At 72.2% G+C, this 19,781-nt stretch carries 15 protein-coding genes and 1 tRNA gene; 6 read left to right on the top strand and 10 right to left on the bottom strand.

Annotated elements, in window-relative coordinates; genetic code table 11:
• The first annotated feature begins 163 nt into the window (after positions 1-163).
• From ACIQPT_RS19625 to ACIQPT_RS19615, 3 genes are all read left to right on the top strand, one after another.
• Positions 164-799, top strand: coding sequence for a class F sortase (locus ACIQPT_RS19625; protein ID WP_401157148.1), 636 nt, complete (start codon positions 164-166; stop codon positions 797-799).
• Positions 800-964: 165 nt separating this feature from the next.
• Positions 965-1,957, top strand: coding sequence for a sphingomyelin phosphodiesterase (gene sph, locus ACIQPT_RS19620; RefSeq protein WP_401157147.1), 993 nt, complete (start codon positions 965-967; stop codon positions 1,955-1,957).
• Between the two features lie 821 nt (positions 1,958-2,778).
• The gene (locus ACIQPT_RS19615; protein ID WP_401157146.1) at positions 2,779-4,041 is read left to right on the top strand and encodes a hypothetical protein; all 1,263 of its coding nucleotides are present in this window, start codon (positions 2,779-2,781) and stop codon (positions 4,039-4,041) included.
• Here the strand turns inward: ACIQPT_RS19615 and ACIQPT_RS19610 are convergent.
• Positions 3,956-6,118 (bottom strand): tetratricopeptide repeat protein, encoded by a 2,163-nt coding sequence (locus ACIQPT_RS19610; RefSeq protein ID WP_401157145.1) that lies wholly within the window; start codon positions 6,116-6,118, stop codon positions 3,956-3,958. The genes ACIQPT_RS19615 and ACIQPT_RS19610 overlap by 86 nt on opposite strands.
• A 158-nt stretch (positions 6,119-6,276) precedes the next feature.
• On the opposite strand from ACIQPT_RS19610, the gene ACIQPT_RS19605 reads away from it, so the two are divergent.
• Positions 6,277-7,110 carry an N-formylglutamate amidohydrolase gene (locus ACIQPT_RS19605; protein ID WP_401157144.1) on the top strand — a complete coding sequence of 278 codons (834 nt, stop codon included), beginning with the start codon at positions 6,277-6,279 and terminating at the stop codon, positions 7,108-7,110.
• Between the two features lie 12 nt (positions 7,111-7,122).
• On the opposite strand, the gene ACIQPT_RS19600 is transcribed toward ACIQPT_RS19605, so the two are convergent.
• The 8 genes from ACIQPT_RS19600 to ACIQPT_RS19565 all read right to left on the bottom strand — a co-directional run bounded on the left by ACIQPT_RS19600 (position 7,123) and on the right by ACIQPT_RS19565 (position 17,471).
• Positions 7,123-8,367 (bottom strand): VWA-like domain-containing protein, encoded by a 1,245-nt coding sequence (locus ACIQPT_RS19600; protein ID WP_401157143.1) that lies wholly within the window; start codon positions 8,365-8,367, stop codon positions 7,123-7,125.
• Positions 8,364-9,641 carry an AAA family ATPase gene (locus ACIQPT_RS19595; RefSeq protein WP_401157142.1) on the bottom strand — a complete coding sequence of 426 codons (1,278 nt, stop codon included), beginning with the start codon at positions 9,639-9,641 and terminating at the stop codon, positions 8,364-8,366. The genes ACIQPT_RS19600 and ACIQPT_RS19595 overlap by 4 nt, the downstream gene beginning before the upstream one ends.
• 130 nt (positions 9,642-9,771) lie before the next feature.
• Positions 9,772-11,250, bottom strand: coding sequence for a hypothetical protein (locus ACIQPT_RS19590; RefSeq protein WP_401157141.1), 1,479 nt, complete (start codon positions 11,248-11,250; stop codon positions 9,772-9,774).
• 259 nt (positions 11,251-11,509) lie between these two features.
• A complete protein-coding gene (rbsD, locus tag ACIQPT_RS19585) occupies positions 11,510-11,899 on the bottom strand; it encodes a D-ribose pyranase (RefSeq protein ID WP_401157140.1) in 390 nt (129 codons plus the stop codon).
• The gene (locus ACIQPT_RS19580) at positions 11,896-12,819 is read right to left on the bottom strand and encodes a ribokinase (protein ID WP_401157139.1); all 924 of its coding nucleotides are present in this window, start codon (positions 12,817-12,819) and stop codon (positions 11,896-11,898) included. The genes rbsD and ACIQPT_RS19580 overlap by 4 nt, the downstream gene beginning before the upstream one ends.
• Positions 12,820-12,890: 71 nt before the next feature.
• Positions 12,891-14,849, bottom strand: a complete 1,959-nt coding sequence (locus ACIQPT_RS19575; RefSeq protein ID WP_401157138.1) for a substrate-binding domain-containing protein — start codon at positions 14,847-14,849, stop codon at positions 12,891-12,893.
• Entirely contained in the window at positions 14,839-16,458 is a 1,620-nt protein-coding gene (locus tag ACIQPT_RS19570) for a sugar ABC transporter ATP-binding protein (RefSeq protein ID WP_401157137.1), read from the bottom strand. Before ACIQPT_RS19570 ends, ACIQPT_RS19575 begins: the two co-directional genes overlap by 11 nt.
• Positions 16,455-17,471, bottom strand: a complete 1,017-nt coding sequence (locus ACIQPT_RS19565; RefSeq protein ID WP_401157136.1) for a LacI family DNA-binding transcriptional regulator — start codon at positions 17,469-17,471, stop codon at positions 16,455-16,457. Before ACIQPT_RS19565 ends, ACIQPT_RS19570 begins: the two co-directional genes overlap by 4 nt.
• Before the next feature lie 274 nt (positions 17,472-17,745).
• Here ACIQPT_RS19565 and ACIQPT_RS19560 point away from each other — a divergent pair, with 274 nt between their 5' ends.
• Complete coding sequence (locus ACIQPT_RS19560; RefSeq protein ID WP_401157135.1) at positions 17,746-18,183, top strand: hypothetical protein; 438 nt, start codon at positions 17,746-17,748, stop codon at positions 18,181-18,183.
• A 13-nt stretch (positions 18,184-18,196) separates the two neighbouring features.
• Here ACIQPT_RS19560 and ACIQPT_RS19555 read toward each other — a convergent pair.
• A tRNA-Leu gene (locus tag ACIQPT_RS19555) sits at positions 18,197-18,284 on the bottom strand.
• A 164-nt stretch (positions 18,285-18,448) separates the two neighbouring features.
• On the opposite strand from ACIQPT_RS19555, the gene ACIQPT_RS19550 reads away from it, so the two are divergent.
• Positions 18,449-19,753 (top strand): DUF2254 domain-containing protein, encoded by a 1,305-nt coding sequence (locus ACIQPT_RS19550; RefSeq protein WP_401157134.1) that lies wholly within the window; start codon positions 18,449-18,451, stop codon positions 19,751-19,753.
• Positions 19,754-19,781: the final 28 nt, after the last annotated feature.

Below are 19,781 nucleotides of genomic sequence, written 5' to 3'. Positions count from 1 at the left end.
CCCCCCCCCCCCCCCCCCCCCCCCCCCCCCCCCCCCCCCCCCCCCCCCCCCCCCCCCCCCCCCCCCCCCCCCCCCCCCCCCCCCCCCCCCCCCCCACGCCCGCTCACCACCCAAAGCCCCTCTCCCCTCCCCGCCCCGCCCCTCCCTGATCCCGGAGTGCTCTGTGCCGTCCCGTTCACCCCACCGCTTCCGGCGGACCGCAGCCCTGCTGACCGCCGTCGCGGCCTGCGTCGCCCTGGCCGGATGCTCGTCCGACGAGCCCTCGACCTCCTCCGCCTCCTCCCCCGCCGCTACTTCGGCGCAGGACGAGTCGGTCCCCGGATCAACCGAGCAGCCGAGGACCGACCAGCAGAACCAGCAAGCTCCCACCGAGGTCTCCATCCCCTCGATCGGGGTGAAGAGCACCCTCATGAAGTTGGGGCTCAACGCGGACGGCACGGTCGAGGTCCCGCCCGCGGAGAAGGGCATGACGGCCGGCTGGTACAGCGGCGGGTCCGCGCCCGGCACGCCGGGACCTGCTGTGCTGATCGGCCACAACGACACCCGCTTCGGCCGGGCCGTCTTCCACGACCTCAAGAACATCCGCGAGGGAGCCGATGTGCTGGTCCGCGACGGAGCGGGGAAGACTCTGCGCTTCACGGTCACGGGAAAGGAAGCGGTCAGCAAGAAGGCGTTCCCCACCGAGAAGGTCTACGGCCCGACGAAGGGCAGCACACTGCGGCTGATCACCTGCGACGGGGAGTTCGACGCGGAGGGCCATCCGGTCGACAACCTCATCGTGTACGGCGCCCCAGCCTGATCGGCAACGTACCTGAGCAGCACCTGAGCAGCGACGATACGGCCGGGGGAATCCGGATGGCAGCCGACCGGACAGACTCGTGCCATCCGATGTCTACCCGTGGGTAACTGCCACTGCTTTGATGGGGGCACCCGGTACACCCCCCACTACACCGCAGGAGACTTCGTGCCGAACACCGCGCTCCGCCGTCTGACCGGCGTGGCCCTGTCCGCCACACTCGCCACGGTCACGCTCGCCGTGACCGCACCGCAGGCAATGGCCGCCGAGACCCCCGCCGACACTCCCTCGCTGCGGGTGCTCTCGTACAACGCGTTCCTTTTCAGCAAGAACCTTTACCCCAACTGGGGCCAGGACCACCGAGCGGCCGAGATCCCGAAGACCTCGTTCTTCCAGGGCAATGACGTCGTGGTGATCCAGGAGGCCTTCGACAACAGCTCCTCGGACGCGCTGCTGCGGAACGCCGCCGCCCAGTACCCGTACCAGACCCCGGTGGTCGGCCGGAGCAAGAGCGGCTGGGACGCGACGGGCGGTTCGTACGCGGCCGCGACGCCGGAGGACGGTGGCGTCACCATCCTGAGCAAGTGGCCGATCGTGCGCAAGGAGCAGTTCGTCTTCAAGGACGCGTGCGGCGGCGACTGGTTCTCGAACAAGGGCTTCGCGTACACGGTGCTGAACGTCAACGGCGCCCGGGTCCACGTCGTCGGCACCCACGCCCAGTCGACCGACCCCGGCTGCTCGGCGGGCCAGGCCGAACAGATGCGCAGCCGGCAGTTCAAGCAGATGGACGCGTTCCTCGACGCGAAGAACATACCGGCCTCGGAACAGGTCGTCGTGGCGGGCGACTTCAACGTCGACGGGCACTCGGCCGAGTACGCGTCGTTCCTCTCCGACGCCGGCCTCACCGCGCCGGAGTCCCGGACGGGCCACCCGTACTCCTTCGACACCCGCGACAACTCCATCGCCTCCGAGCGCTACCCCGACGACCCGCGCGAGGACCTGGACCACGTCCTGCACCGCACGGGCCACGTCAAGCCGTCGGGCTGGAAGAACGACGTGATCAAGGAGGAGAGCGCCCCCTGGACGGTGTCCAGCTGGGGCACGGACTACACCTACACGAACCTCTCCGACCACTACCCGGTGATCGGTTCCGGTCAGTAGCCCCCACCGCACCATGACGTCGCCGCCCCCTCCCGCTCCTCGCCGGAGGGGACTGCGACGCCGCCGGGCTCCTGCCGATATATCGTGGCCAGCGCTTATGTCCGGGAGCGCGAGAGGGCCGGTATGGATGAGGGGCAGGACCAGTGGATACGGGTGCCGGTCGGGGACGACGCGGCGCGCTGGGCCACGCGGGTGCGAGGCCGCCGTGTGCTGCTCGTCGTCCACAACGTGACCTCGGCGACCCGGCTGCTCGACGTCCTGCCGCTGTTCGACGACGACCTCGGGGTCCAGCTCCTCGCCACCTGCACGGGCTCCTCGGCGTTCCGCTCGGGCGTCGCCGGCCTGCTCGCGGACATGGGGGTGCCCGTACTGCCGTGGGACCAGGCTCTCGCGACGCCGGTGGACCTGGCGATCTCGGCCAGCTTCGGGGGCGAACTGGCCTCCCTCCAAGGGAAATTGATCGTACTTTCGCACGGTATTGGCTATACTAAGAGGCTGGCAACACCGAACACCGAACACCGAACACCGAACACCGAACACCGAACACCGAACACCGAACACCGAGTTCGGATTGGGATTCGGATTCGGCGGGCGCGGCCCGGAACACGCCGCCTCCCGTCTTCGGGCTCGCACCGGACTGGCTGCTCTCGGACGGCGTCCCCCTCGCCGACGCACTCGTCCTTTCCCACCCCGAACAGTTCGACCGGCTGGCCGCCGCCTGCCCCGAGGCGCTGCCCACCGCCGTTCTCGCGGGCGACCCCTGTTTCGACCGGATGCTGGCGGCACGCCCGTACCGTGACCGGTTCCGCAGGACGCTCGGCGTGCGGCGCGGACAACGCCTCGTCCTGCTCAACTCCACCTGGAGTCCGGAGTCGTTGCTGGGTGATGGAGCCGACGGCGGCGACGGGCCCGGTGACGATGTCCTGCCCGCGCTGCTCCCTCGGCTCACGTCGGAACTTCCCGCCGACGAGTACCGCATCGCCGCCGTCCTCCATCCCAACATCTGGCACGGCCACGGCCCCGGCCAGATCAGGGCCTGGCTGGACCGGGCCAGACGCAGCGGCCTGGCGCTGATCGACCCGTTGGAGGACTGGCGTCAGGCGCTTCTCGCGGCCGATCTGGTCATCGGGGACCACGGTTCGGTCACCTATTACGCCGCCGCGCTCGGCACCCCGGTGCTCCTGGGAGCCGCGCCTCTCGACAGCCTCGACCCCGATGCGCCCATCGCCGACTTCATCCGGACCGCGCCGAGGCTCGACGCCCGGTCGCCCCTGCGCGGCCAGGTGGACGCGCTGATCGAGAGCCATGTCCCGCAGCCGGGCCCGATGCGATTCACGTCGTCCGTGCCCGGCGAGGCGGCGGTACGGCTGAGGCGCGCCTTCTACGAACTGATGGCCGCCCCCGAGCCGTCGGACCCCGCCCTCCTCCTACCGCTGCCGCCGCCGGCCCCGGAGGCCGCACCCCGTACGGCTCCCCTGCGGGTGCTGACGCGTTTCCTGGCGGGGCCGGAGCTCGCCGTGACCCGGTACGCCGATCCCGCCCGGGAGCCGGCCGGGACGGGGGACGCCCACCTCGCCGTACATGAGGACACCCGCGATCCGGGCCAACTCGACCTGGCCGACGTCGTTTTCCGGGACGCTTCCCCGGACGACCCGCGGTTCGGACCGCCCGGCCGGTGGGCCGCCGAGGTACTGGCCCGGCACCCGTACTGCGCGCTCGCGGCGTACGTCACCGGGTCCTCGTCCTGCGTCGTCCGGACCCGTGACGGGGCCCTGCTCCGGCTCACCGCCGGGGCGGAGGCCGACGCGGACCCGGCGGTGTACGCGTCGGCTGTGCACGCCTGGCTGGCGGCGGGCAGGACCCTCGACGCTCTGGTCGCGGACGGCCTGACCGTCCGTACGGGCAGCACCGCCCACCACGTGGTGGTCACGGCGGAGGTGGCCGCGCCGGCTGCGGGCGGACCACGACAGCACCCCCGTACCGACCCAACCGCTCCTGCTACTCCCGCTGACCGGAGCACCGCTCGCGCAGGCGGCGCAGATACTCCACGTGCTGGTCGGCGTTCTCCTCGGACAGGGTCCTGATCGCCTCGTCGATCAGCGGCAGCGCCTCGGCGGGCTCCTCACCGGCCAGCAGTATCTCGACCAGATCCGTGAGCGCCCGGGCGGTGTTGTACGCCTCGCCGTTCGCCCGGAAGGCGGCCAGTGCGCGCCGCACATGCTCCTGGGCCTCGTCCAGCCGGCCGAGGCCTCGCAGGGCCCGGCCCCGGTGACGTTCCAGCAGAGCCCGCGCTCGGGGCACGTCGGCCGCGCCTTCGTCGTCGGGGCCGATGCCGTCGAGGACGGCGTACGCCTCGTCGAAGCAGTCGTACGCGTCGGCGAAGCGCCACTGCCGCAGCCGCAGCAGGCCCAGGAACTCGATGGCGGAGGCCAGACCACGGGTGTGCCCCGCTGCCCGCTCGTCGCGTGCGGCCGCCGCTGCTTCCGCACCGGCCTCGTCCTCGAGCTGCAACTCACCCAAGGTGTGGGCCAGTTGTGCATGCAGAGCGCCCGCGGTCCGGCTGCCGGGGAACCGGTCGTCGGCGACCGCCGTCCCGATCCGCAGAGCCGGGAGCAGCTCCTCGTGGTGGCCCGCCTTGAGCTGGAGCGGCCACAGGGCCCGGCAGAGCGTCAGCACCGTCTCCGGCTTCCCGAACTCCTCGGCGGTTTTGACGGCCTCGACGAGGTTGGGCAGTTCGACGGCGAGACGCGCCACGGCGTCCCCCCGCCCCGCGTAGACATCGCCCGGCTCGTCGGCGACGGCGTCCGGCACCCGCCAGCTCTCCGGGAGGGCGGCCCGCGCCGCCGTCACGGACAGCCGCAGGTAGTACTCCACCGCACGGGTCGTGGCCGCCGAGCAACCGGCGATGCCCTCCTGCCGGTAGGCCGCTTCCTCGGCGTGGGCGCGTACGGACGGCCGGTAACGGTAGCGCCCGTTGTCCGAGTGCTCCAGCAGCAGTGCGTCGGCGAGCCTGCCGAGCAGTTCCTCGGCTGTTTCGGCATCGACACCCGCCACCCGGGCGGCCGCCTCGGCGTCGAAGGCGGGCCAGTGCCGCAGCCCCATGAGGCGGTAGAGCCGGGCCGCGTCCGGCTGGAGCAGCCGGTAGGCATCTTCCGCGGCCGTACGCATCGGGTCGCTGTCGCTCATGGTGAGGCCTCCCGTCGGTTCATGATGGGGCAGTGGGGGCGGCGGGGGCGCGGTGAGCGGCCCGGGGTCGAGGAGCCGGGGCGCGGCGGCGCGCAGGGCGTACGGCGATCCGCCGCAGCGCGCGAGCACGGCGGGGAGCGCCGCGCGGGCGGAGCGCATGACCTGCTTGCCCACGATCTTGGTGAGCAGGCGGGCCGCGTCCCGGTCGCTGAGCGGCCCGACGGGCACCGGGAACGCGTCGAGGCCGGCGAACGGGCGCCGGGCCACGACCAGGGTGAGAACGGAGGGTGCGGAGGTGAGCAGCGGTGCGATCTGCGCGGCGGACCGGGCATGGTCGAGGACGAGGAGCAACTTGAGGTCCGCGACGATGCGGCGGAACGCGTCGATGCGTTCCGCCTCCGAGGGCGGGATCTGCTCGTCGCGCAGCCCGAGCCGGCACAGCAGTTCCCGCAGGGCGCTGCCCGCGGTGTGTGCGCCGCCCGCGCCGCGGCGCCCCAGGTCCACGTAGAGCTGCCCGTCCGGGAACAGGCTTTCCGCCCGCCAGCCCCAGTGCACGGCGAGGGCGCTGGTGCCCATGGAGTCGTCCCCGTACAGCAGGGCGACCCGGGGGCGCCCGTCCGCCTTGCGGCCCGCCTCGCGGTCGAGCAGCCTCATCGCCCCCTTCCGGTCCGTGAAGAAGCGGACGGAAGCGGGCAGCCGGGGCCGTCCGATCGTCGTCCCCGTGGTCTGCACGCTGCGGGCGAACGTGCTCCAGGTCCGGGCCAGTTCGGGGTCGCTGTGCACGCTGTCGTGGATGATGCGCGCCACCGCGTCCCGGTCCTCGGGTCGGGTCGGCGCGACGACCTCGCGTCCGGCCATCCGCCGCACCAGCCCGCCCGCGGTCTCCCAGGCCCACTTGCCCGCCTCGCTCGCCACGCCCGATCCGACGGCGCCGAGGACCGCCGTGATGGCGGCCATCGATATGGGATCCAGCATGCGGTACGCCCCCTGTTCCCGTCGGTTCGCCCGGTGCACCCCTCCCGGGCACCGCCGCGACCGACCGCGAGGATCAACGCTATCTGCTGAAACGGGGTACTGACGGGCTGCCAGGAGAACGGAAGAAGATCGTCCGACGCCTTCCGGGCCGGTCCGGGATGCTGGTGCGGGAACGAACGAAGCACACCGAAGGAGTACCCGTGCATCACCCTCCGCAGCCGTTCACGCTCATCCCCGGGGCTGTGGACTCGCCGGTCATCCTGCACGTCCCGCACGGATCCCGCCACATCCCCCAAGAGGTCCGCGAGGGCATCACGTTGGACGACGCCGCCCTGGAACGCGAGCTCGACCACATCACCGACGCCCACACCGCCGAACTGGCCGCCTCGGCCGCGGCGGCCGCCCCGTCCGCCCCGTGGCGCTTCGTCAACAACCTCTCCCGGCTGGTCGTCGACCCGGAACGCTTCCCGGACGAACGGGAGGAGATGCGCGCCGTCGGCATGGGCGCCGTCTACACCCGCACCACCCACCGCGAACGGCTACGCCCGCCGCAGACGGACCCGGGCCCGCTGCTGGCGGCGTACTTCCACCCGTACGCCGAAGCGATGACGGCGGCGGTCGAGGCGCGCATCGCCGCCGCGGGCCGCGCGGTGATCATCGATGTCCACTCGTACCCGACCGCACCCCTCCCCTACGAACTCCACGGCACGGGCCCCCGCCCGCCCGTCTGCCTGGGCACCGATCCGTTCCACACCCCGCCGGAGCTGATCGCGGCGGCGGAGGCGGCGTTCGGCGGCCGGATCGGCCACGGCGGCATCGGACGGGACACCCCGTTCGCCGGTACGTACGTTCCGCTGAAGCACTACGGAACGGACCGCCGGGTCACCGCGCTGATGATCGAGATCCGCCGCGACACGTACATGAGCGAGCCGGGCGGGCCTGCGGGACCCGGGCTCGACACGCTGGCGGGGGCGCTGGCGGAGCTGGTGTGAGCCGCCTTGCGGCTACCCGATCTCCACCACCCGCGCCCAGGCCGGCGGTCGGCGAGGAACGTAGTCGGGGTGGTCCTCGTTCCAGGAGCGGCGCCCGTGGTCCCTCGGGAACAGGCCGATGACTGTGCGGCACGCCGGTTGCGTCGCGGGCCACGGTGTCTGTCCGTCCGTCAGGACCACGATGGCGTCGGGGCGGGGATGGGACCGGAGTGCTTTCGCGAAGCCCGTACGCAGGTCCGTGCCGCCACCGCCCACCAGCGGGATGCCCTCGGCCTGGCAGAGCGGGTGCACGACCCGGGTCGCCGCGTCGCAGGCGAGGACGGTGACCAGGTCGCGGCGGCCGCCCACCGCACGGGAGATGGCGGCGACCTCCAGGAGGGCGCTGCCCAGTTCGGCGTCGCTGACCGAGCCGGAGGTGTCGATGACGACGGAGACCCGGGGCGGTCTGCGGCGAAGGCTCGGCAGGACGACGCCGGGCAGTCCGGTGGAGCGGCGCGACGGGCGGCCGTAGGTGTAGTCCTCCCCCGCGCCGGACCCCGAGGCGGCCGAACGGACGGCGGCGCCCAGCAGATCCCGCCAGGGCTGCGGGGGATGGAACGCCTCCTCCGCCCACCGCTTCCACCCCTTCGAGGCGTTCCCCGGCCGGCCCGTGATGCCCTGCGCCACCCGGAAACGGACCGCGTCCTGTTCCTGCGCGCTGAGCCCGTTCGCGCCGTCGGGCCCCAGCTCCCACTCCCTCTCCAGCCCGTCCGCGCCGCTTCCGCAGTCCAGCCAGGCGAGGTCCTGGGTGCGCGAGCCGAGGCGGAACTGGTACAGGTAGTCCTCCATCAGCTCGCCGGGCTGCAGATGCAGCGTCGACGGGTAGACAGCGCCCTTCGGCCGGGCCAGGCCGTCGCCGTACACGTCGTCGTTGATCTCGCAGTCGGCGGCGATGTTCATCCGCAGCCGGTCGCCGGGTCCGGTCAGCCCGCGCTGCTTGGCGACCCGGTCGCTGCGCCCGTGGTGGTCGCGCAGCAGGTGCGACACCTCGTGGACCCAGACCCCGGCCAGCTCCTCGACGGGGGTCCGGGCCACGAAGGCCGGCGAGACGTAGCACCGCCAGTACCGGTCGACGGCCATGGTCGGCACCTGCCGTGACTCCACGGTGTGCAGGGCGAACAGCGCGGTGGCCAGGTAGGGGCGGACCCGGGCTGCCTGCAGGCGGGCGGCGAAGAGCTTTTCCAGGTCGAGCGCGCTCGGCGCGTCCGTCGTCGTCATCGGCCCGCCGTCGCCTTCGCCCTGGCCTTCGCCGTCACCCGGGCCGTCGCCCGGTCCGCGCGCCCGGACAGGGACACGACGCCCGCGAGTTGCTCGATGGAGGCCGGTACGTCCCAGTCCTCCTGGCGCAGCGCGGCGAGGGTCGTCGCCGGGACGACCACCAGATCCGGGGCTCCGGACTCCAGCGCCCGGACGAGCAGCGCCCACGCCGCGTCCCAACGGGCCCGGTCCGGGCGGGTACGGATCGCCGCGACCACACCTTCCAGCGCGGCCTGGCGGAGATCGCCCCGCTCGGGCAGGACGGCGCCCGCCGGGTCGGCGAGAAGGTCCTCGGGGTCCGGAAGGTCCATCCGGTCCAGGCTCGCCAGCAGCTCAAGCCCCGGGCCGTCTCCCACCGTGCCCCTGACCAACAAGGACAGTACGTCCCGGGAGGATCCGGCGGCGGTCGCGAAGGCGATCAGGTTCAGCGTCATGTCCCAGCTGCGCGGCGAGGGCCACGGACCGCCCCGGCGTGTCTCCGTGGTGGGCAGCCGGTGGACGAGCGTGGGGCGGGCGGAGAGCAGCCCGCACACGGCGCGCCGGGCGAAGTCCACTGCCTCGGGCAGCTTTTCGGGGTCGAGTCGGGGCAGCGTCGCGCGGGGCCAGGTGCCGCCGAGTCCGCGTACGACGACCGCGTGGTCGTGGGTCCACTGGAGGTGGACGAAGCGGTTGGCGAGCGGCGGGCTCAGCTCCCAGCCGTCGGCCGCCGAGGAGCGCGGGTTGGCGGCAGCCACGATCCGTACACCGGGCGGGAGTTGCAGCGCTCCGATCCGCCGTTCCAGTACGAGGCGGAGGAGCGCGGCCTGCACGGCGGGCGGTGCGGTGGAGAGCTCGTCGAGGAACAGCAGCCCCTTTCCCGCCCGTACGAGCCGAACGGCCCAGTCCGGCGGGGCCATCGGCACTCCCTGTTCGGCGGGGTCGTCGCCGACGATGGGCAGCCCGGAGAAGTCGGACGGCTCGTGCACGCTGGCGATGACCGTGGTGAGCGGCAGGTCCAGGGAGGCGGCGAGCTGGGTGAGGGCGGCGGTCTTCCCGATGCCGGGCTCGCCCCAGAGCAGCACCGGCAGGTCGGCGGAGACCGCCAGGGTCAGCGCTTCGAGTTGCGTGTCGGGGCGCGGCTCGGTGGTGGTGTCGCGGAGCAGGCTCATCAGCGTGTCGGCAACGGCGAGTTGGGAGCCGGGAGCGGAGTCCTGGGACACGGGCGCGGGGACGGTGGACGGGCTGTTCGTGAGCATGGGTGATCACCTGTGGGTATGCGAGAGGGTGAATGAGCACGGGTGCGTACGGGTGCGGGTACGGGTGCGGGTACGGGTGCGGGTACGTGTGGTCAGGGGGCGAGAGTCGACGGGCTCCGAGACTCCGGGGTCAGCGGACTGCTGTGTGACGCGGGTGTCGGGCCCGGCGTGGACGGCGGTCGACGGGCCGACGGGGGTCCGAGCGGCGGAGGATGGGGCCTGGCCCGAGCAGGTCGGCCCGGAACAGCCCGTAGGTGATCCGCCGTTGCGCGGCGGCCTCCAGTTCGTCCCGCAGAGGGCCGTCGCGCAGCACCGCCTCAGGACCGAGCAGCCCTTCGACGACGGCCAGCGCACCGGCGATGTCCCCGTGGTCGAGGCGTTCACGGACACCGGTGAGGCAGTCCGGCCTTCGGTGCGCCTCGTCGATGGCCTGGAGACAGGGCAGCGGAGTACCGGTCAGAGCGACCAGCAGCTCTTCTCGGCGGATCTCGGCCGGGTCGTGGTCCAGCGGGGCGAGGGCCCCGTCGACCAGGCCGATCCGGTGCTGTGCTCCCCGGCACTCCACGAGCCGCGACGCCCCCACCCGGTCGCCGGTACGTGAGCGAGCCGAGGTCGGACCCGATGCCGGGGCCGGCGGCGGGAGATCCGGCACGAGGGCCCGCGCGACCAGTGGGTGCAGCTGACCGGCCTCGATCGCCCCGGTACGGAGCAGGTCGAGGTCGGGCAGCACCCAGGTAGCCGCGTCCGGCAGCACCGGTGACGCGGAGAGGCCCTGGTCCGAGGTCACGGCTGCGATCCGCCCGGCAGGCAGTCCACGGCCGTACTCCTCCTCGGCCTCCACGTGCAGGAGAAGCCGGTGCCGGCCGCCCAACCGCACGCTCACTGTTCCGCCCGGCCCCGGCCCCGGCTCCTGCCCTTCGGCCCCGAGCAGGATCGCCGCCTCCGCCGCCCACCGGTCGACCGCGCAGGGGCGGTCCGTCGGCACGGCGCTCCACAGTTCAGGATCAACGGCCTTATTGGCATGGTCGATTGACCGGCCATCGAGTCCGGAGCGGATCCGCAGTTCATCAGCCCTGCGCGCATCCCACAGGTGGCGGTGCAGATCGAGGCGGTAGCGCCGATTCGGATGCGGGTGAGGGTGGCGGCGGGCGCCCGGCTCGGTGTGCGACCCGTCCCACAGCGCGAGGCTGATCCGCTGCCCGGCGTCCGCCCAGGCGGGCGGGGTCCGGACGACCAGGTGGAGGGGTCCCGGTCCGTCGCGCTCCGGTGGGTCGTAGCGGGCCAGGGCGATCGTCAGCCCCGGACGCAGCAGCCCGTGCGGGGCGATTCTCGGCAGGTGCCAGCGCAGCAGGTCGGGAGCCAGATGGCGAAGGTCCACCCGGATGAGGGCGGCGGTATCCCGGCCGTGGCTGCGCGCCACGGACCGGAGGCGGAAATCGATGTCGACGCCTGCTGCGGCGCACGCTCCTGCCCAGTCCCCGGCCTCACGGCGGGCGGTCGCAGTCTCGATCATCGAGGCCGGCACGGCGAACTCGCGTACGCGCGGCCAGAAAGACGGGAGGGATGGGAAAGACGGGTGGGAATCCCGGTACGCGGTCGAAGTGAGCATCAGCACTCACCTTGCGCGGACGGGTCCCCCAATCTGCTCATGGAGTGATTCATCGCGGGAAGCGTAGCTCGCCTCGACGGGATGCGCCAGGAATATTCTCGCGGGCCGAAACCCGCCTCCCCGCCGCGCACTTCGCTCGTGGCCTCGCTCAGCGACTACGCCGTGGCCGGCTGAGCGACCGCGACGACGGTACGGGGACGGGCCGCGCCCCTCGTGGGGCGCGGCCCGTCGTCGGATCGGTCCGGAAGGGGGCGCTCGGTCAGAAGAAGACCCCGCACCTCAGCAGTACGTTCGCGTACGGCCGGGCCTCCCCCGTCCGTACCACCAGCCGGGCGGCCGCCGTGAGCGCTTTCAGATCGTCGTGCGGGACGGTCTCCAGCCAGGGGAAGTGACCGTCCAGGAGCGCCGCGGCCTCCGGGTTGGCCTCGCGGATCTCCTCGGCGGCCGTCGCGCCCTCCACCACCAGCTCGTCGAGCAGGCCGTCCAGCACCTCGGCGAACGACGGGGTTCCGGCGCGGAAGGCCAGGTCGACGACTCGGGGTCCGGGTGGGATCGGCATGCCGGCGTCGCAGATCAGGACGCCGTCGCCGTGGCCGAGTTCGGCGATCGCGCCCGCCAGATGGCGGTTGAGGATGCCCGACTTCTTCACAGCGCGTCGACCTCCTCCAGCGTCGGGAACGACTCCTGCGCCCCCCGCGCCGTGACCGCCGCCGCGCCCACCCTGACCGCGAAGGCCGCCGCCTCCCGCAGGTCGTCGCCACGGCCCAGCCGCCAGGCCAGGGCCGCCGTGAACGCGTCCCCGGCGCCGGTCGTGTCGACGGCCTCCACCTTCGGGCTGACCAGGTGGTCCAGCGAGTCCGTACGGCTGTCCGCCACCAGGGCCCCCGCGGCGCCCAGGGTGATCACGACCGAGCGGGGGCCCAGCGCGAGGAGCGCCGGAACCCAGTCGTGCGGGGTCTCCCCCGCGTCCTCGCCGAGGATGTACCGCGCCTCGTGCTCGTTGACCACCAGCGGATCGCAGGCGGCGAGCACCTCATCGGGGAGCGGGGCGGGCGGGGACGGGTTGAGGACGAGGCGGGTGTCCGGCCCCCGGCCGCGTACCGTCTCGGCCACCGTGGCCGGCGGGATCTCCAGCTGTACGGAGATGACCCGGGCGGCCGCCAGCAGTGGGGCCGCCGCCTGGACGTCCTCCGGCGTGAGGCGTCCGTTCGCGCCCGGCGAGACCACGATGCTGTTGTCGCCCGAGGGGTCGACGGTGATCAGCGCGACGCCTGTGGGGGCCCCGCCCACCAGGACGCCGTCCGTGTCCACACCCGCCGCGCGCTGGGTCTCCAGCAGCAGCCGTCCGTGGTCGTCGTCGCCGACCCGGGCGAGCAGGGCGGTCCTGGCGCCGAGGCGGGCGGCGGCCAGTGCCTGGTTGGCACCCTTGCCGCCGGGGTGGACGGCCAGGTCGGAGCCGAGGACCGTCTCGCCGGGCGCGGGGCGGCGCTCGACGCCGATCACCAGGTCGGCGTTGGCCGACCCGACGACCAGCAGGTCGTACCGGTCGTCGGGGGCGTTGTCGTGCATGTGCGTGCTTCCTGCTTTCGTCGGTCGGAACCGGTGAACGGGAGTCGGTGAAAGGAGTCGGTGAACGCGGCTCAGGAGAAGTCGGCGACGTTCTCGCGGGTGACCACCTTGACCGGCACCTTCACCGTGCTTTCCACCTTCTCGTCCTTCGCCGCCTTCACGGCGTTCCGCACCGCGATCTTGCCCAGTTCGGCGGGCTGTTGGGCCACCGACGCGTAGAGCGTGCCGGCCTCGACCGCCTTCAGGCCGTCCGGGGTTCCGTCGAAGCCGACGACCGGGACGGACTTTCCGGCCTTGCTGCCGAGCGCCTTGACCGCGCCGAGCGCCATCTCGTCGTTCTCGGCGAAGACACCGGTGATGCCGGGGTGCGACTGGATGAGGTTCGTCATGACGTCCAGGCCCTTGGTGCGGTCGAAGTCCGCGGGCTGCTTGGCGACCACCTTGATGTCCGGGTACGCCTTCAGTCCTTCGGCGAAGCCCGCTCCGCGCTCACGGCTGGCCGAAGTGCCCGCCGTGCCCTGGAGGATGACGATGCTGCCCTTGCCGCCGAGCTTGTCGGCCAGCGCGTCGGCGGCGAGCTTGCCGCCCGCCACGTTGTCGGAGGCGACGAGCGTCGCGGTGTCCGCCTTGTTGACGCCACGGTCGGCGGCGATCACGGGGATGTCCGCCTTGTTGGCGCTGCGGACGCCCGGTCCGACGGCGTCCGAGTCCACCGGGTTGACGATGATCGAGGAGAAGCCCGAACTGGTGAAGTTCTGGAGCTGGTTGGCCTGCTGGGAGGCGTCGTTCTGGGCGTCGGTGACGGTGAGGTCGATGCCCGCCTTCTCGGCCTCGGCCTGCGCGCCCTCCTTCATCTGCACGAAGAAGGGGTTGTTGAGCGTGGAGAGCGACATGCCGACCTTCGTCGTGCCGCCGGACGAACCGGAGTTGAAGAAGGAGACCCCGCCGACGACGACGGCCACGCAGAGGGCGGCGCCGCCCAGTTTCAGCGCGTTCCTGCGACCGGACCCGGGGGCGCCGGGTGCGGTGCCCGCCGAGGAGGCCGCTCCCGAGCCGGCCTTGCGGCGCAGCGTGTCGAGCAGGACGGCGAGTGCGATGACGACGCCGATGACGACCTGCTGCCAGAACGCCGACACGGAAAGGAGGTTGAGGCCGTTGCGGAGGACGGCGAGGATGAGCGCGCCGATCAGGGTGCCGGACGCCTTGCCGACGCCGCCGGCCAGGCTGGCGCCGCCGATGACGACGGCGGCGATGGCGTCGAGTTCGTACCCCTGGGCGGCCTGCGGCTGCGCGGAGACGAGGCGCGAGGCCAGGACGATGCCCGCGACGGCGGCGAAGAGGCCGGACAGCGCGTAGATGACGATCTTCTGGCGCTTGACGCGGAGGCCGGAGAGCCGGGCCGCTTCCTCGTTGCCGCCGATGGCGTACATCGAGCGGCCGATGAAGGTGCGGCCGAGGATCAGTGCGGTGACCAGGCCCATCGCGATCATCACGAGGACCGGTACGGGGAGCCAGCCGCCGAGCGTGTCGCCGAGCCGCGAGACGGACTCGGGGAAGGCGATCGGGCTGCCCTGCGAGATGACGAGGGAGAGGCCGCGGGCGATCGAGAGCATCGCCAACGTCGCGATGAACGGCGGGAGTTTGCCGTACGAGACGAGGGCGCCGTTCACGAAGCCGCAGGCGATGCCGGTGGCGATCGCGAGCACGACCGCCAGGACGACCGGCACGCCGGCCGAGGTCGCCGACCAGGCGAGGACCGTCGCGGAGAGTGCGGCCACGGAGCCGACGGACAGATCGATGCCCGCCGAGACGATGACGAAGGTGACGCCGAAGGCGAGGATCGCGGTGACGGCCGCCTGGACGCCGACGTTCAGCAGGTTCTGGGTGGTCAGGAAGTCGCCGGAGAGCAGCGACATCGCCACCACCAGGACGACCAGGGCGCTGAGCGCGCCGTTGTCGAGCAGGACGCGGCGTATCACGGAGACTCCGCCGCCCGTTCCCGCGTCACTCTTGGCTGTCTCAGTGGCCACGGGGGCCCTCCTCTTCCTTCTTCGGTGCGGGGTGTTCGGTGGGCGTGGATACGTCGGTGGGGGTGGGTGCGTCGGCGGGGCCCTGGGTGGTGGGGGCCGGAGCGCCGACCGCGAGGGCCATCACCGCGTCCTGGGTGGCCTCGTCGGCGGGGAGTTCCCCGGCGATCCGGCCCTGGGCCATGACCAGCACCCGGTCGCTCATGCCGAGGACCTCCGGCAGATCGCTGGAGATCATCAGGACGGCGTGCCCGGAGGCGGTCAGCTCGTTGATGAGCTGGTAGATCTCGACCTTGGCGCCGACGTCGATGCCCCGGGTGGGTTCGTCGAGGATGAGGACCCGGGTGTCGGCCAGCAGCCACTTGCCGATGACGACCTTCTGCTGGTTGCCGCCGGAGAGGGTGCGGACATGCTGGCCGAGGCCGGACATGCGGACGCCGAGCTGCTGCGCGATACGGGCGGCGGCCGTGCGCTGCCCCTTGAGGTCCACCAGCCCGGAGCGGGTCGCGGACCGCAGGGTGACCAGGCCCAGGTTCTCCTGCACGGAGGCGTCCAGGACCAGGCCCTGGCCCTTGCGGTCCTCCGGTACGAGGCCTATTCCGGCGCCCATCGCGGCGGGGACGTCGTGCCGGGCGAGGCGCTTTCCGCGTACGTCGACGGTGCCGGCGTCGTACGGGTCGGCGCCGAAGACCGCGCGCGCCACCTCCGTACGTCCGGCGCCGACGAGTCCGGCGAGGCCGACGACCTCACCGGCGTGCACGTCGAAGCTGATGTCGTGGAAGACGCCGTCGCGGGTGAGTCCGCGCACGGACAGCAACGCGTCGCCGGTGTCGGGGCGTTCGCGCGGATACTGCTGTTCGATGCTGCGGCCGACCATGAGCTGGACGAGTTCGTCCTCGGGGGTCGACGCCGGCACCTGGTCGATGCTGCGGCCGTCGCGGAGGACGGTGACGCGGTCACCGAGTGCGGCGATCTCCTCCAGGTGGTGGGTGATGAAGACGATCCCGACGCCGTCCTCGCGGAGTTGGCGGACGATCGCGAAGAGCTTGTCGACCTCCTCGGAGGTGAGCACGGCGGTCGGCTCGTCCATGATCAGGACGCGGGCCTCCAGGCTGAGCGCCTTGGCGATCTCCACCATCTGGAGCCGGGCGATGCCCAGTTCACGGACCTTGGCATCGGGGCGTACGTTGACGCCGACCCGGCGCAGCAGCTTCTCGGCGTCCTCGCGCATCCGACGGTGGTCGACGAGCCCGAAGCGGCGCGGCTGGCGGCCCAGGAAGATGTTCTCGGCGACGGTGAGGTCGGGTACGAGGTTGAACTCCTGGTAGATGGTGGCGATCCCGAGCCGTTCGGCGTCCTGCGCACCGTCGATGCGGACCTCGCGGCCCTCGGCCAGGATGCGGCCGCGGTCGGGGCGGTAGGCGCCGGAGAGCATCTTGATGAGGGTGCTCTTGCCCGCGCCGTTCTCGCCGAGCAGGACATGGACCTCGCCTCTGCGGAGGTCGAAGTCGACGTTGTCGAGCGCCACCACGCCGGGGAAGGTCTTGCGCAGACCTTCGATGCGCAGCAACTCGTCCGGCGCGGTCGCCAGTTGCTTGTCCGGTGCGGTCACCGGTAGCTCCTCTGGTTCGATGCGGCCCCGCCGCACGAGCGGCGTACGACGAGGCGGGCGGGCAGGGTGACGGACTGCGGGGTCCGTCCTTCGATCCGGTCGGCCAGCGCGCGCACGGCGGCCCGCGCCAGGTCGGCGGTCGGCTGGGCGATGGCGGTGATCGGCGGATCGGTGTGGACGAACCACGGGATGTCGTCGAAGGCGGCGAGCCCGATGTCGTCGGGGACCCGCAGCCCTCGGGCGCGGATCGCGTCCAGAGCGCCGAGCGCCATCAGGTTGTCGGCGGCGAACACGACCTCGGGCGGCTCGGGCAGGGCCAGGAACCCCTCGGTGGCCCGGCGGCCGCTGGCCGCCTGGAAGTCGCCCTGCCCGATATAGGCGTCGGGCAGGGCGAGCCCGAGCTCCCGCATCGCGTCCCGGAAGGCCTCGACGCGCTCGTTGCCGGTGGTGGTGGCAGCGGGCCCGGCGATGATGGCGAGTCTGCGGTGACCGAGTCCGTGCAGATGCGCGACGAGGTCCTTGACCGCGCCCGTACCGTCGGCCCGGACGACGGGGACGTCGATACCGGGGATCCAGCGGTCGACGAAGACCATCGGCGTACCGGTCAGGGCGACGTCCCGCAGCACCGGGGAGCCACCGTCGGCGGGCGACACGAGGAGCCCGTCGATCCGGCGGTCGATGAGGGTGCGGATGTGGTGGTCCTGGAGCTCGGGCCGCTCGTCGGCGTTGCCGATGATGACGCTGTAGCCGAGCGCGCGGGCCTCCTCCTCGACGAAGCGGGCCAGCTCGGTGAAGTACGGGTTGAGCACATCGCTGATGACCAGCCCGAGGGTGCGGGTCTGGGCCGTGCGCAGCGAGCGGGCGACCGCGTTGGGCCGGTAGCCGAGGATCTCCACGGCGGCGAGGACGCGGGTGCGCGCCTCTTCGCTGACGGACGGATGGCTGTTCAGCACGCGCGAGACCGTCGCGACGGACACGCCCGCCTCGGCCGCGACATCCTTGATGCCCGCCATGTCCGGACCACCTCCTTGTGGTTTCCGTACACCTCGAAACCTGGGGACGGTCGGCGATGAACCGGTGACAACCGGCGGCACGACATCCATGGAATCGATTACACGGATGATTGGAATCGATTACATGGCCGAAATCAAGACCCCCTCCCGCGGCCGAGACCGGATCGTGATGCGAGGTTCCTGGTGTCGTCGTCGGTGGAATGAGTACGGGGTCGCGCCCGGTTGAGTCATACGCCTCAGGCCCGGACGGCGGGCGCCCGGCGAGGATCGGGGCATGGACCCCCGCACGTATGACGCCCTCTACCGGCCGGCCCGGATCGCGCCTCCGCCTCGACGCCCCGGCGTGGTGCTGCTGTCCGCGGTGCTGTGGCTGCTCACCGCGATGTCGGTCTCCTGGCTGTGCTTCCTGGTCGGGATGACGGCGCTGTGGGGCGCGGCGGCGGGCGCGCCGGTCGGCGGCTTCCTGCTGTGCTGCTCGGCGGTCCTCTGTGCGGTGGCGCGGGCATGTTCGTCGCGGCCTGCCGGGCACCGGCGGTACGGCGTATGTCCGGTGACGGACGCAGCCTCCTGCTGGGAGCTCTGGCCTGCCCGGTCCCGCTGGTCCTGGCGACGGCCGCGTGGTTCTCCGTCGGGTGACCGATTCCGCCGTGCGCCCTGCCCTGCCCCGGCCCACGCCGCCGGACCGCCCGGCAAAGCAAAAGACCCCACGTGAAGTGGGGTCTTGCTGGTGTCCGAGGGGGGACTTGAACCCCCACGCCCGATAAAGGGCACTAGCACCTCAAGCTAGCGCGTCTGCCATTCCGCCACCCGGACAAGGTGTCTGTCGTTCGCGGTGTGTTCCCCGCGGCGACATGGAAAACAATACCAGGGGTTCGGCGTGCCCTTCACCCGCATATCCGGTGGTCAGTGCGGTGCGGCGTGCCGGTGGGGCCTCGGCTTCCCCGGTCCGCGGAGCTTCCGGGGCTACCTTCGCGTCCATGAGTGATCGCGGCTACCGCCGGCCCCGTCCGCTGTCCCCTCTGCGTGAGCATCTGCGTGACACGTTCTGGTTCGCCCCGACCATGGGGTTCGTCTGCGTGTTCGTGCTGTGGCTGGTCGCCACCGAGCTGGACGACGCGATCGTCTCGCTGCTGCAGCGGGAGGAGGCGTACGACGAGCTCGGCGACCTGATCGGGTTCTCCCAGGACACGAAGACCGTGGTGACCACCATCAGCTCGGCGATGATGACGTTCATCGGTGTCGTGTTCAGCATCTCGCTGGTCGCGGTGCAGATGGCCAGCGGCCAGCTGACGCCCCGGGTGGTGCGGATCTTCGTCAGGAGCCGGATCAGCAAGCTCACGCTGACGGTGTTCCTGGCGACGTTCCTCTTCTCGCTGCTCGTGCTCTCCTCGTTCGAGAGCGAGACCGACCCGCGCCTGGTGGTCTCGGTCCCGCTGGTGCAGAGCCTGCTCATCCTGGTGCTGCTCGGGCTGAGTCTGCTGCTCTTCGTCGTCTACGTGAGCGCGACGCTGCGGCTGATGCAGGTGGGCCCGGTCGTCGACAAGATCGCGCGCGACTCGTTCCGGGTGCTGGGCAGGATGCCGAGGGGGCCGCGGGGAGAGGACGATCCGGGGCCGGAGACCGCGCGGGTGACGCACGAGGGACGGGCCGGGGTGCTGCGGGACGTGAACACGGCGCGGCTGGTCCGGGCCGCGCGGCGGCAGGACGTCGTGCTGCGGCTCATCCCGCGGATCGGCGACTTCGTGGTGCCGGGGACGCCGGTCCTCGCCGTCCACGGCCGCGCCGTGCCGCCCCGGCGCCGGCTCCGGTACACGGTGTCCGTCTCGGTGGAGCGGACCTTGCACCAGGATCTGGCGTTCGGGCTGCGTCAGCTCGCGGACATCGCGCTGCGGGCCCTGTCGACGTCCGTGAACGATCCGACCACCGCCGTGCAGTGCCTGGACCGGATCGTGCAGTTCCTCGCGGCCGTGGCGCACCTGCCGCTCGGTGCCGTCCACCACCGGGACCGGGCCGGGCGGGTGCGTCTGGTGCAGGACGGCCCAGGGTGGGACGACCTGGTCGACCTCGCCTTCGAGGAGATCCGCTGGTGTGTCGCCGGGAGCCCTCAGGTGACGCGCCGGCTCATGGCGGGGCTGGACGACCTGCTGCTGCTCGTCCCCGAGGAGCGGAAGAAGTCGCTGGTCCGGCATCGTGCGCTGCTCGTCCAGACCGTGGAGCGCACGGTGGCGGTGGGCGCCGATCGGGAGTTCGCCCTGCTGCCGGACCGGCAGGGCATCGGGTAGGGGCGCGGCGCGGGAAGCGGTGCGGCCC

The sequence above is a fragment of the Streptomyces sp. NPDC091289 genome, assembly GCF_044757365.1.
Classification (GTDB): domain Bacteria; phylum Actinomycetota; class Actinomycetes; order Streptomycetales; family Streptomycetaceae; genus Streptomyces.
This window is presented reverse-complemented; position numbering and strand designations above follow the sequence as displayed.

Coding starts and splice junctions, on each gene's coding strand:
- ACIQPT_RS19580 (WP_401157139.1), bottom strand. CDS start 12,819: ATGCACGACAACGCCCCCGACGACCGGTACGACCTGCTGGTCGTCGGG.
- ACIQPT_RS19600 (WP_401157143.1), bottom strand. CDS start 8,367: ATGACGACGACGGACGCGCCGAGCGCGCTCGACCTGGAAAAGCTCTTC.
- ACIQPT_RS19605 (WP_401157144.1), top strand. CDS start 6,277: ATGCTGGTGCGGGAACGAACGAAGCACACCGAAGGAGTACCCGTGCAT.
- ACIQPT_RS19550 (WP_401157134.1), top strand. CDS start 18,449: ATGAGTGATCGCGGCTACCGCCGGCCCCGTCCGCTGTCCCCTCTGCGT.
- ACIQPT_RS19595 (WP_401157142.1), bottom strand. CDS start 9,641: ATGCTCACGAACAGCCCGTCCACCGTCCCCGCGCCCGTGTCCCAGGAC.
- ACIQPT_RS19590 (WP_401157141.1), bottom strand. CDS start 11,250: ATGCTCACTTCGACCGCGTACCGGGATTCCCACCCGTCTTTCCCATCC.
- ACIQPT_RS19610 (WP_401157145.1), bottom strand. CDS start 6,118: ATGCTGGATCCCATATCGATGGCCGCCATCACGGCGGTCCTCGGCGCC.
- ACIQPT_RS19565 (WP_401157136.1), bottom strand. CDS start 17,471: ATGGCGGGCATCAAGGATGTCGCGGCCGAGGCGGGCGTGTCCGTCGCG.
- ACIQPT_RS19560 (WP_401157135.1), top strand. CDS start 17,746: ATGGACCCCCGCACGTATGACGCCCTCTACCGGCCGGCCCGGATCGCG.